Origin of the sequence: Spelaeicoccus albus (assembly GCF_013409065.1) — a bacterium.
GTDB classification, from domain to species: domain Bacteria; phylum Actinomycetota; class Actinomycetes; order Actinomycetales; family Brevibacteriaceae; genus Spelaeicoccus; species Spelaeicoccus albus.
This window is the reverse complement of sequence record NZ_JACBZP010000001.1, coordinates 1,338,419-1,350,911: the sequence shown is the minus strand read 5'-3', so window position 1 is coordinate 1,350,911 and position 12,493 is coordinate 1,338,419. Positions and strand designations below refer to the sequence as shown.

The following is a 12,493-nucleotide window of genomic DNA, read 5'->3' as shown; positions in this document are numbered from 1 at the left end:
GAAGCAGGGTGCCGCTACCCTGGCGATATGCCCGCATTCAGCAACGATGATCCATTGGGAGTCCGCCTCGAACTCGAACCGGTCACTCCGGGGTCGCCCGCATCGGAAGTTGCCCGTCAGCTCTTGCAACTGCTCACGGACGGCGAACTAGCGCCGGGATCGCGCCTTCCTCCCGAGCGCTCACTGGCCGAATCACTCGGTGTAGGGCGGTCGGCCGTGCGCGAAGCGCTCGCTGCCTTGGAGATCCTCGGGGTCGTACAGGTACGGGCCGGATCAGGCACGTACCTGCAAGGCAGCGCCTCGGATCTGCTTCCGCGGACGTTGAGCTGGGGGCTGATCCTGGCAGCTCCCCGCACCGAAGAGCTGCTGGAAATCCGCTCGAGCCTGGAGCGAACTGTCGCACGAACATGCGCCGAGAACGCATCCCGAACGGACGTCGACGAACTTCAGCACTACGTCGACGGGATGAGCGCGACGCTGGACACACCGCGCGAATTCATCGAGGCTGACGTGCGATTCCACGCCTCGATCGCCAAGACTGCGGGCAACGAGGTTCTCGGCGATTTGCTGCAGACCATCCGATCGCTGATCGGGGTGTGGGCGGCACGGGCAGTCAGCACGCGTGCTCAAGCCGCCGAAGCTTGTCGTCAACACCAGGCCGTACTCGATGCGATCGCTGCCCATGACCCCGACCGAGCGGAGCGAGCCATGCAGGCTCACATGACGACGGCGACCCGTCGTGTCGTCGCTGCCGGAAGCGGAAATGACTAGTGAAAGCGAGCCGTGCGTGAATGCATCTGACTGGAGTGACTTCGAACCGGACGACCGCCTAGTTCGACTCGGCGAGTGGTCGGTGAGCCTGCGCGGCTGCGAACTGGCCGACGTCGCGTTCGAGGGCCGGCGGCTGCTGCGAGGCATCCGATTCGTCGTCCGCGATCATGACTGGCGGACGGCTCGCAACATCGCTGAGCGAGTCGATGTCGATGCCGCGGCAGGCGTGCTCGAACTCGAAGCTCGCTCGATGTACGGCGACCGCGGCGTCGTGGAATGGCGCATACGGCTGACCGCCGATGGCGGTACGATCACCGCGGATGTATCGGCTAAAGTCACTGTAGCGTTTCGACGGAATCGGGTGGGCCTGATCGTGCTCCAGTCGCCGGAGCTCGCCGGAAAAAAGCTCACCGTCGTTCATTCCGACGATTCCGTCGACGAGACACAATTTCCCACGACCATTGCGCCGCACCAGCCGGCGCTCGACGTCAGCGGATATGACTGGGACACCAACGGCGTGTCGGCACATCTGCGTTTCGCCGGCGACATTTTCGAGATGGAGGATCAACGCAATTGGACGGATGCTTCCTACAAGACGTATTCGACTCCGCTGAGCGATCCGTTCCCGGTGGACATGACTCCGGGCGACGTCATCGAGCAATCACTGACGCTGACTGCTGACCTCACGTCGTCGCAGGCCCCGTCTGCGATCGAGGGCGCGGACTCACCCATCGAGCTCGATGACCCGTTCGATATCGCACCGATCACCGCCGAGCCCCCGACTATCCAGTTCGGCGCGAGCACGGCGCCCGACGAGCCCGCTGCCGACGCGCGAGGACCGTCCACCACCATCCTGGTCGAAATCCCTGCGGACGAACCGTGCTGGCCGGCGGTATTCGATCGCGCTCTTGCCGACGCCTCGGGCGGTTCGATCGATGTGCGGATCATCTTCCGGGATCCTCACGAATTGGCGCCTGTCGTCGCAGCGCTCAGGGGCTTACCCGTCGTCCGGGTTGGTATCTTCGACCGGCGCACCCACCTATCGTCACCGGAGTTGCTGCCCGAATTGCGTCGAATCGCCACCGAAATCGGGTGCGAAGCGGTGGCCGGCACACGCGCGCATTTCACGGAACTGAACAGGTCAATCGATCTGCTGGGCGCGTGGGAGGGCCCGCTGACGTTCAGCATCACCCCGCAGATGCACGACACGAGCAAGGCACAGCTCGTGGAATCACTGGCCATGCAGCGGGTCGTCGCGGAGAATGCTGTCCGACTTGCTGCCAGGCGACCGCTCCACATTGGGCCGGTGACCTTACGACCGCGATTCAACGCAGTTGCCACATCCCCGTTTTACCCGTCGACGGCCGGCGATGTCCGGGCCGGTTACGGCGCGGAATTCGTGACCGATTCGACGGATCCCCGGCAACATTCGCCGACGACGGCCCGATGGCGCCAGGCGAGTATCGCAGCTCTGTCGGTTCCCGGAGTTCAGTCGGTGACGTATTTCGAGGCGTGGGGCCCACGCGGTGTCGTTGCCGACCGGATGTCCTGGCAGAAATGGGCGGGCCTCACCCCCGCATGACGAACGGGTCCGCGACCGGCCCTTCGTCCGTGTTGATCCACACGCTTTTCACGCGGGTGTACTCCTTGATGGCTTCGACGCCGTGTTCGACGCCCATGCCGGAGCTCTTGAACCCCTCACGTGGCGACATCGGCGACATCGCCCGGTACGTGTTCACCCAGATCGTGCCGGCCTCGAGCCGGGACGCTACGCGGTGGGCCCGGGACAAGTTGTTCGTCCACACCCCGGCCGCGAGTCCGTATTGCGTGTCGTTCGCGAGGCCGACGAGCTCGTCCTCCGTCTCGAACGGCATGATCGCGGCGACCGGACCGAAAATCTCCTCTTGCGCCACACGCATCGAATTCGACACACCCGTGAGCACCGTCGGACTGTAGAAATACCCGGGCAGATCGACATCTGGCCGCCGGCCGCCGGTGAGTACGTCGGCACCCTCGTCGACGCCGACCTTGACATAGTCCTTGACCTTGTCGCGCTGCGCTTCGAACGCCAACGGCCCGAGCTCGGTGTCGTCATCGACCGGGTTGCCGATCACTATCGACTCGGCACGTTCTTTCACCCGTTCGAGCAGCTCGTCGTAGACCGCTTTGTGCGCGAACACACGGCTACCGGCGATACATGTTTGCCCGGCGGCCGCAAAGACTCCGGCGATCACGCCCATCGCCGCGTTACTCACGTTCGCATCGTCGAACACGATGTTCGGGCTCTTGCCGCCGAGTTCGAGCGTGCATCCGATGAAGCGGGACGCGGCGGACGACGCTATTGCGGCACCGGTCTGCGTCGAACCGGTGAACGAGATCTTCGCGATACCGGGATGGTCGGCCAGCGCGGCGCCTGCTTCCGCCCCGTATCCCGTGACCACGTTGACGACGCCGTCCGGGAAACCCGCCTCGGATGCGAGCTCGGCGAGCCGCAAGATCGCCGCCGATGTGTGCTCTGACGGCTTCACGACTATCGTGTTGCCTGCCGCAAGTGCCGGCGCGAGCTTTGACACCGTCAGCGTCAGCGGCGAGTTCCACGGAGTAATCGCTCCCACCACGCCGAGCGGTTCGCGCGTCGTGTAGTTGAGAATAGCCGGCGAACTGGCTGGGATTTGATCGCCTTGGATCTTGTCCGACAGGCCGGCGTAGTAATACAGGTATTCGGGCAGCCCTGCCATCTGCCCACGCATTTCCCGCAACAGTTTGCCGTTGTCGAGACTCTCCGACCGGGCGAGAGTCTCAGCATTCTCGCCGATCAAGTCAGCAAGTCGACGCAGCAGATGTCCGCGTTTCGTCTGGCTGAGATCTCGCCACGACGGATTCCGGAATGCGTCGCTGGCAGCGTCGATCGCCTTGTCCACGTCGTTCTGTGTCCCTCGAGCGGCCGAGTAGAGGACGTCGAGCGTGGCGGGGTTGACGCTGTCGAAATATCGTCCCTCAGCCGGTTTCGTCCATCGTCCGCCGATGAAATGGTCGAATTGTTCAGTCATAGTTCGTCCTCCAAGTCATGAATGAACTCCGCGATGATGCCGGCGAGTTCGTCTGGTTTTTCGCACGGGAGCATGTGCCGAGCTCCCGGGACGACGACCGCGCGGCCGCGCGGGATCGCAGCGGCAAGCTCACGTGTCATCGCCGGTGTTGAGCCGGGGTCGTCTTCCCCCGTCACTGCAAGCACGGGAATGTCGAGTCCATCCAGAGCTGCCGACAGCTCCGAGTCGGCCGTGGCGAACACTTTGTATGCATACAAATAGGAATCGACGTCATTAGCCTTCAGCATCCGGCGGATATCGTCGATGCGGGCGGCCGATACCGCGGTGTCCGCCGGGAACCAGCGGGCTATCGAGGCGTCGGCCGACGCTTCGAAATTTTCCCGCGCGGCGGCGAGGCGGCCCGCTACAGCCTGCTGCTGGTCAGGCGATCTGTTGTACACCGACGATACGCAGACCATGCTCGCCAGCCGATCCGGCGTTTCCAGAGCGAGTTGTTGCGCAACCAGGGCGCCCAACGAAAAGCCGATCACGTGACACCTCTCGGGCAAACGCCCGCGTACGTCCGCCGCAAAGTCGGCGACGGCGACGTCCCGCGTAATTGCCTTGTTCGTGCCGTGCCCAAGTATGTCGAGGGACAGGACGTTGCCGACCCCGCGACGCCGCATGGAGCCGGCGAACTCGGACCACATGCCCGAGTCCAGTCCGACTCCGTGCAGCAGGACGATCGGTAGCGTCACTGCTACTACTTTTCCGTCGTCAGCGCGGCTAGGCGCTGCTGCGGGCGGCCTTGTGCAGAAGCGGCGAGCGCCACGATGATCTCGTCGGCGTGCGGAGCGTCCGCGATACGCACTTCGATGGTCTGATGGTGCGAGCGGACCGTGGCATCGGTCTTGTGCTTCAGCGGGATGTCGAAGATGATGCCGGCAGGCCCGCGCTTTTCAACCGCCGGCAGCAGCGTCGTCGCGTCGGCGGCTTTGCGGAAATGATCACCGAATTTCAAGGTGTGGATCAGTCCGGACCCATGCTCGATTTCCCCGTTGAGCCCGACGATCGCGCCTTTGCCGTATGCTTCGACATCGGCTCCGAGCAGTTCGACCACACGCGGTGCCAGCAACTCGCCGAGCGGCGACGCGACATCGTCGATGCCGGTGCTCAGGTCTTCGACGAACCCTTGGCCCTTCCACGGGTTCTCGAAGACGGCAGCTACGACCGCGACGCGCGCGGCAGGCTCGACCGGGCGGCCTCCTTCTGTGAGTACCTCTTCGACCTGGCTAACAATTTTGCGGACGTTCATGATTTGTCTCCTTGTAATATCGCGGCCGTGACCGCGCCGTCTGTTGTTCGGTCTCCGATGCGGGCACGCGGCCTTGGGCCCGTCGACGCGCCGGCGACGATCACGATCTCATCCGGTCGCGGCCCGTCCGCCACCCGCACGGTGGCGGTCTGGTAGAAGTCGCGGGTTGCGGCTTTCGTCTTGTGCCACAGCGGCACCGTCAGCGCTGTCCCGGCGCCGGCCCGCTCGTCCGCGAAGCAGATTATCGACGATCCCTCCAGGAATTCGCGGACAAGGTTTCCGAAATACGGCGTGTGGATGAGGGCGGAGCCGTGCTCGATCTCTCCGTCCACGCCGACAATCGCGGCTTTACCGAAGGCCTGGATCGCTTCCCTGCCGCCGAGGCCGTCGATCAATCGGCTCGTCAAGGCCCGCGCCAGGGTCGGGGCGATCGCTTCCGTCGCCTCGGCCAAGGAGTCGCCGGCATCCTTGCTTACGTCGCGGTGCCGCCACGGGTTCACGATAACCGCGGCCGCCGTGGCTTTCCGGGCGGCTTGGGCGGCCGGAAGCCCGCATTCGGCGATGATCTCTTCTTGCTGAAAGACGATCTTCCGGATACCGACTCGGCGTTCGGCTCCGCTGACTAGAATGGGAATATCGTCGAAATTTGTCCCATGCTTCACCAAGTTTAAACCTCCAGCGTTATAAAAAAGACGGCAACAAACGTCCACGGCTGCTGCTCTATTAAAACTGCACTGATTAAGCGATACGTTCAATCCACAATCATGACTGGCTTAATTTCTTCCTGATCACGCATACGTCGCATAACCACGTCAACATCATCAAGCTGGTATCGACCAGATATTATTCTGTCGAATGGAATTTCCTCTTGATGCATCCTTAAGAATTCAAGTGCCGTCTTGTAATGTCTGACTGAACCTGAAAACGCGCCACGAATCTCGAGATTTTTCATCGTAATCCGTCCCGGACGCGACATCACTTGATTACCTGAGACCTGTCCCATGATGATGTATTGTCCTCCTCGAGCGAGCAACTCAAGACCTTCAGAAAACGCCGTCGGAGCTCCGGACATCTCAAACATACGATTCGGGGACGAGCCTCCCGTGAGCTCCAGAATTGCCTGTCTACGCGACTCTGCGTCGGGATACTCAGCAATACTGACAGTAGCGTCGGCACCAAAATCGCTCGCAACCCGCAATCGATCGTCCGGCCCCCCAACGACAATCAATTGCGCACGTGGCATCTTCGATAGCATCGCTGTAGCAAACAGGCCGACCGGCCCGCTACCCTGCACTACTACGACGTCATCCACGGACGTCGTCCCCATCGCGTCAATCCCATTTGCTGCAGATCGAACAGCGCACGCAGCGACACTGGCGAGCTCGTCCGATACTTCGTCGGGCACACGAACCCGGCCCGAACCAGGTAGAACGTATGCATGGTCGCTGAAGCCACCGACAATATAGGGATATTCATGAATCGACCAGTAGCCGTACATCCCTGGCGAACTACACATCGCGGAATCACGGCCAGCTGAACAGCCATCGCAATGCCCGCAAGATGCGTGCGTCCAAATTACGCGATCCCCAACAGAGAGCCGGGAGCCATACGAATCGGTCTCGGCCCCACGCCCGAAGCTCAATATTTCGCCAACCATCTCGTGGCCGGGAATCGCAGGGAGATCCGCATCAATCGTCAGCTCCCCCTGCCACCCATGCACATCAGTCCCGCACACGGAACACGCCCGAACCTTTACAAGGAGCGCGTTGTCTTCAATCGTTTCAGGTATGCGGACATGTTCTAAGCGGACCGGACCCCCATACTCCCGCACGACCGCCGCTCGTGCCCGGGGAAGGTTTACATCAATGTGGGAGGTAGTCATTTGTGAACGTTTTCTTAGGCTTCAGGTTTGTGTAACCTTCAGCGATTTTAAGAAGTTGTACATTACCCTTGTAACCGTTTTTCGGCATAGCGCCGTCCTTAGTAAAGATCGGCAGGGTATCGTGCAGCACCCTTACGTAGGCGGCGCTGTCTTTACCCTTCAGATCCGCGGGGATCTTGGACGCAATTTGCTTTGCCGAATGCGACGCCATCCACTTCAATGCACGAACTATTGCCACATTGACCTTTTTCGCTTGCGCACCATGCGCGTCAAGCCACTCGGTCTTCGAATACAACGTCTCGGCCGCGTATCCTCCGGATCCAAACAGATCCTGCATACCCTTCGCGGTACGCGTGTCGATGATCGTCTTAGTCCCTGGGTTCCGCGCCGCGAACTGGCTGAACGCCGGCTCAAACATCCACGCGGCATAGACCTTTCCCTTTTCGAGGGCTGCGACAGCGCTAGAACCCGTGCCGATAGATATCTTTCCGATGTCTGCCTCACTCATTCCCGCGCGATTCAATGCCACCGCCATGTACTGATCCTCGGCGGACCCGGGCGCCGACACTCCAATTGGGTGACCCTTCAGATCCTTGACGGAATCGATCTCTCGAGCATGCTTGGGCGGCACTACTAGTACCGCGCCGGGGCTCGTACTGAGCGTGACCCAGGAGGTCACGTTCTTCCCGTCGTGCTGCATATCTAATGTGTGATCGTAAAACGACGCCGCAGCCTGCGCGCTTCCAGACATCATTGCTTGAAGCGCACGCGAACCTGCCTGCAGATCCTGAAGCTGAACATTGACACCTTCGTCTTTGTAATAGCCCAAGCTGCGCGCCACGACAAGTGGGACGTTATGCAGGTTAGAAAGCCCGGCGACGGCGATGATTACGTCGTCTCCGCCTGAATCGGATCCCGCGGCGTCACCGTGCCCCTTTGCCGCCGGATTGCACGCAGTAATGCCAAGCAACCCGACGACCGTAACTGCGACGGCTATTCCCTTGACCAAAGTTCGAAATCCATGCACAGTCCATCACCCCTCAATTATTGATATGAACGACTTAACTAATCGCTTTGAATTACTCAGTCCTTCTCGGCCTGCCGATATGCTAGGAGACGTTTTTCCGCAATAGTAACGAAAAACTCGATTACTAACACGAAAACCATTAACACTATCAGTCCTGCCATTACTGTATCCGTTTGGAAAGTACCTTGTGCTTGCGCGATTAGATACCCCATACCGCGAACGGCCCCTAAATATTCGCCAACTACTGCGCCGATAATTGCGAAGCCCACGCTGGTATGCAGAGAGGAAAAAATCGATCCAAATGCACTCGGAATGTACACACTTCGCAGTAATTGCGTTTCACTTGCACCAAGCATGCGGGAATTTCGTACGTGGACCTTTGACACACTCCGTACGCCCTCGAACGTGTTGAAGAATACAATAAATCCGACAAGCGTGACACCGAGCGCGACTTTCGACCAAATCCCGATCCCAAACCAGAGAAGAAAAATTGGCGCAAGCACAAGTCGTGGTAACGCATTCAGCATCTTTATATATGGATCCGCAAGCTCGGCCAGAATCCTGACCCGTCCAAGCAACACTCCGAAAACGAGCCCGACGATGACGCCGATCACGAAAGCCAGGAGTGAAGCCAACGCAGTTGCTTCAAGATGAGGAAAGATGCTTCCGGTGGCGAACCATTCCCAGATCTTCTTTCCCACGCTCCACGGATCACTAAAGAAGAACGGATCCAGCAGCCCGATCTTGACCAGGAATTCCCAGGCTCCTACTAGTAGGATGCCGATTGCAATTTGCGCGGAAATCATGCGGACGCGTCGACTCGTTCCGCGAGCAGCCGCCGCATTATTGCTAGCAGTCACTGATTTAGCTCGATCCGTCTCTACGATTGCCATCTCTCTGTCTCCTGCACTCACGCCGAAGCGTTCTTTTCCTGGGTTTTGATTACCTCGGCTTTGAGACACTCCCAAACCTGGTCGTACGTCTCTCGGTACGCCTCTGTCTGCTTTACATCCAACAGGTTTCGAGGCCGATCTATTGAGACGTGAAATCGACCCGCAACGTGACTTGCCGGGCCCGCGGAAAGAACAACAATTTCGTCGGACATCGCAACGGCCTCATCAAGGTCGTGCGTAACAAACAAGACGCTGCCTCCGATTGTTGACCACAGGCCAAGTAGCTCGCTTTGCATGATCAAACGAGTCTGAGCGTCAAGCGCCGAGAACGGTTCATCCATCAGAATCAGTTGTGGCTGCTTGATCCACATTTGTGCCATCGCAACACGACGGCGTTGACCCCCACTAAGCTGAGCCGGATACCGATCCGCAAAGTGCTTGAGCCCCACACGATCCAGCCAGTCGATTGCTTTGTTCCGGGCGGCTCTTCTAGGCGTACCGCTGTAGCGGAGGGCCAAAGCGACATTATCTAGCGCGCTCTTCCACGGAAGCAACGCGTCCTGCTGGAATAAATAGCCAGCGGTTGTATTGATGCCGCGAAGACGTTGCCCATTGACGTCGACCGCTCCGGATGCCGGTTTCAACAGACCCGCGGCCATATTGAGGATCGTTGATTTTCCGCACCCGGTTGGTCCGACGACGCTTGTAAACGTACCTACGTCGGCAGCGAGATCAATCCCGCGCACTGCAACGTACGGTTCCTGACCTGGTTGTTCGAAACGAGCCTCACAGTCCTTCATTGTGAGGACCGATCCACCCGGTTCCCTCGCAGCACTGCCCTCGCCCATGATCGGCGCCGATACGTTCATTAGGTCGTTCCTCATCGATCTCACCAGCTCTGCATCTTCGCACTCTGACCTGTTACAGCACCGTGCGATCTTGTAATCACTACCATGCCAACTTGCATGGTACAGGAGCATATTTGTGAGCTTTACCACTTGTCAAGAGCCGTATTAATTGAGTTAAACCGTTCTTCGTTTTAGGCTGTACCATACAAGAACCGTTATGGGAGACTTTTAGCATGGCAACTTCGGAACAAGCCGCATCGACAGGACTTCTCGGCGCAAGACGACACAGCCTAGTTGCGCAAATTCGCGCCGCGATTGTGAACGGCCAGTATGCCTCGGGCGATCTATTGTCAGAAGTTTCGCTATCGACGCTTTACAACGTGAGCCGGACGCCGGTACGCGAGGCGCTCAAACAACTCCAAACCGAAGGACTCGTTGAGGTCCGCCCGCGGGTCGGCACGTTCGTCAGGCGACCTACACACCGCGAAGTTGCCGAGTTGTTCGAGCTAAAAGAGGCACTAGAAGGTCTTGCCGCAAAGCTTCTCGCTCGGCGTGGCCATGTTGTCGAGATCGACGCGTTGATGAAAAATCTTTCGCAAACCGAGGAAGCTGTTGAAGCGGACGATGAGGAATCGCAGGCACGGTTGATCAGCGAGTTTCACAACCTGTTGGTCGACGGCGCAGACAATACGAAGCTCAGGGAACACTATCGACGACTAATGAATCAGCTCACGTATATGCCTCTGGTGCGTACAACGCTTTCACATCAGGGCCGTCCAACCGCTTCGCTAAACGAGCACAGAGCAGTGTTGGAATTCATCGTGGCCAAAGACTCCCACGGAGCAGAATGGGCGATGCGGAACCACGTCGCAGCGAGTGCCGCCGAAGTGTTATCAGCCGAACGCCCGACACGCGAATCTTAAGCTCTGCGGCTGTCCATATTTCCTGGTGCGGCTCGCCAGCGCGCCAAGCTGGAGAACCACGTTCATAGTGGGACGGTACCCGAAATTGCACACCGACAGGTCGCGCAAGTATCGGCTCACAGCAGATCGCTGGAGTGTGGCAATGACGTGTGTACGGCTCGCTTCGAGCTACGCCTCACGTGTCGCATCTGCTTGGCCCTTTCTGATCGGTGTCCGATCGGTAGCTTCGAAAACTGCCACCACGAACGAGCTGAATGTGATGAGTGTGTACATGGCAGTCGACGCAGTGTGCGAGAGTTCCCCCAGAAAGTGTCCATAAATCGAGTCGCGCTGCACGAAGTTCGACTTGGCAGGAACACACAGTTCACTCGAAATGACCGTGAAATCAATAGAACGACAGTCGCCGAAGGTTGGCCGTTTTCGTGACCTCCATTCATGCAAGTGTTAACAAGAAGGTCTCAGTGTGGCGGTCATTTCCGTCGTTGCATCTCAAACCCCGCAGTTGGTGACACCGGACCGACTGCGATGCGCAACCTCAGAGTGATTTTCGATTCATTATTTCCTGCCAATCAACAATTGGGCGAAGTTGAGAGCGGTCAGTACACGATTACGAGCTGCGAGGATTGCATCCGCACGACGCTCCTACACGCAGCTGTGGTTCGAGGACCCGATGCTCGACGGCCCCGCCATCGGAGATCCTGTGGAGCAGCACCTCGACTGCCTGCCGGGCGATCTCGGGTACATCCTGGTTGACGGCCGTCAGACGCGGATTGTTGAAATAGCCGGCTCCTGTGCCGTCAAAGGAAACCACCGAGATATCGGAGCCGACCCGTATATCGCTCTCCTCACACGCCAGGATGGCCCCCATCGCCTGCGCATCACTGGTGGCAAAGACGGCATCCGGGCGAATGTCGTCCCCGAGGACGTCGAGCATTGCCTCATATCCGTTGATCCGCGAGAAGCTGCCGTGCGTGGGCTCTCGTAACGGCTCGACGTTCGCGGCAGCCAGTGCGTCCGCCCAGCCGGATTCCCGCTCCTGCACGGCGATAATTTCCGGCAATCCGGAAATACAAATGGGCCGAGTTCGCCCGTGTCCAAGGAGATGCTCGACGGCGACGCGGGCGCCCAACCGATTGTCGGTCGTGACGCTGGAGAAGCCCGAGCCGTGCAACGGATTCAGCAGCACTACCGGGATCTGCTCGTCATTGATGATGCTGACATCCGGTGGCGACATCGCCGAGATCAGCAACAAGCCGTCGACGTGACGATCGACGAATGCCCGCAGGAAATCGCGCGCACGTTCTCGATTGTTGTTGTCGGTTCCGATCATGAGCATGTAATCCCGAGCGAACGCCTCCGATTCCACGGCCTCGGCCAGCTCGGCATAATACGGGTTCACGTGATCCGGCATCAGCATCGCGATCGAATTCGTTCGTGCCGCACGAAGAGAACGGGCAATCCGGTTCGGCCGATATCCGAGATCCTTGATGGCCTGGAGCACGCGAGCGCGCTTTTGCGCCGACACGGGCCGTGGGCCGTCGTTCAGCACATAGCTCACCAACGCGGGCGATACACCCGCTGCCCGTGCCACATCAGCTCTTGTCGCCGGCACCGAATACCTCCTGGCCTTGACCGTCAGCCCTGATTCGATACGATATCACCATTGGTCAACACGTGTTGCGACCGTGATACGCCACCCGCGACGATGGGAGGACCATGCGACGCATACACCGGACTTCGCCGGTTCTGTCGCGACGGGGCGTCATGATGGCCGGCGCGGTCGGGCTACTGACAGGCTGCTCGAA

12 protein-coding genes are annotated in these 12,493 nt (G+C 59.4%); 3 read left to right on the top strand and 9 right to left on the bottom strand.

Going from position 1 to position 12,493, the window contains the following annotated elements:
• Positions 1-27 precede the first annotated feature (27 nt).
• Both BJY26_RS06275 and BJY26_RS06270 read left to right on the top strand, forming a co-directional pair.
• Positions 28-771 (top strand): FadR/GntR family transcriptional regulator, encoded by a 744-nt coding sequence (locus BJY26_RS06275; RefSeq protein WP_179426638.1) that lies wholly within the window; start codon positions 28-30, stop codon positions 769-771.
• A 16-nt stretch (positions 772-787) separates the two neighbouring features.
• Positions 788-2,353: a D-apionate lactonase family protein gene (locus BJY26_RS06270; RefSeq protein ID WP_179426636.1), complete on the top strand. Its 1,566-nt coding sequence runs from the start codon at positions 788-790 to the stop codon at positions 2,351-2,353.
• On the opposite strand, the gene BJY26_RS06265 is transcribed toward BJY26_RS06270, so the two are convergent.
• The 8 genes from BJY26_RS06265 to BJY26_RS06230 form a co-directional block, all read right to left on the bottom strand.
• Positions 2,340-3,821, bottom strand: coding sequence for an aldehyde dehydrogenase (locus BJY26_RS06265; protein WP_179426634.1), 1,482 nt, complete (start codon positions 3,819-3,821; stop codon positions 2,340-2,342). The genes BJY26_RS06270 and BJY26_RS06265 overlap by 14 nt on opposite strands.
• On the bottom strand, positions 3,818-4,558 hold the full coding sequence (locus BJY26_RS06260; protein WP_237248929.1) for an alpha/beta fold hydrolase: 741 nt from the start codon (positions 4,556-4,558) through the stop codon (positions 3,818-3,820). The genes BJY26_RS06265 and BJY26_RS06260 overlap by 4 nt, the downstream gene beginning before the upstream one ends.
• Positions 4,559-4,563: 5 nt before the next feature.
• Entirely contained in the window at positions 4,564-5,115 is a 552-nt protein-coding gene (locus BJY26_RS06255) for an amino acid synthesis family protein (protein ID WP_179426632.1), read from the bottom strand.
• Complete coding sequence (locus BJY26_RS06250) at positions 5,112-5,777, bottom strand: amino acid synthesis family protein (protein ID WP_237248928.1); 666 nt, start codon at positions 5,775-5,777, stop codon at positions 5,112-5,114. Before BJY26_RS06250 ends, BJY26_RS06255 begins: the two co-directional genes overlap by 4 nt.
• A gap of 89 nt (positions 5,778-5,866) precedes the next feature.
• Entirely contained in the window at positions 5,867-6,997 is a 1,131-nt protein-coding gene (locus BJY26_RS19765; protein ID WP_179426630.1) for a zinc-binding dehydrogenase, read from the bottom strand.
• On the bottom strand, positions 6,978-8,006 hold the full coding sequence (locus BJY26_RS06240) for an ABC transporter substrate-binding protein (protein WP_179426628.1): 1,029 nt from the start codon (positions 8,004-8,006) through the stop codon (positions 6,978-6,980). Before BJY26_RS06240 ends, BJY26_RS19765 begins: the two co-directional genes overlap by 20 nt.
• Before the next feature lie 74 nt (positions 8,007-8,080).
• Positions 8,081-8,938, bottom strand: coding sequence for an ABC transporter permease (locus BJY26_RS06235; protein ID WP_218852283.1), 858 nt, complete (start codon positions 8,936-8,938; stop codon positions 8,081-8,083).
• Positions 8,935-9,786 carry an ABC transporter ATP-binding protein gene (locus tag BJY26_RS06230; RefSeq protein ID WP_179426626.1) on the bottom strand — a complete coding sequence of 284 codons (852 nt, stop codon included), beginning with the start codon at positions 9,784-9,786 and terminating at the stop codon, positions 8,935-8,937. The genes BJY26_RS06235 and BJY26_RS06230 overlap by 4 nt, the downstream gene beginning before the upstream one ends.
• Positions 9,787-9,998: 212 nt before the next feature.
• Here BJY26_RS06230 and BJY26_RS06225 point away from each other — a divergent pair, with 212 nt between their 5' ends.
• Positions 9,999-10,688 carry a GntR family transcriptional regulator gene (locus BJY26_RS06225; protein ID WP_179426624.1) on the top strand — a complete coding sequence of 230 codons (690 nt, stop codon included), beginning with the start codon at positions 9,999-10,001 and terminating at the stop codon, positions 10,686-10,688.
• Positions 10,689-11,295: 607 nt separating this feature from the next.
• Here BJY26_RS06225 and BJY26_RS06220 read toward each other — a convergent pair.
• Entirely contained in the window at positions 11,296-12,300 is a 1,005-nt protein-coding gene (locus BJY26_RS06220) for a substrate-binding domain-containing protein (protein WP_179426622.1), read from the bottom strand.
• Between the last annotated feature and the right edge of the window lie 193 nt (positions 12,301-12,493).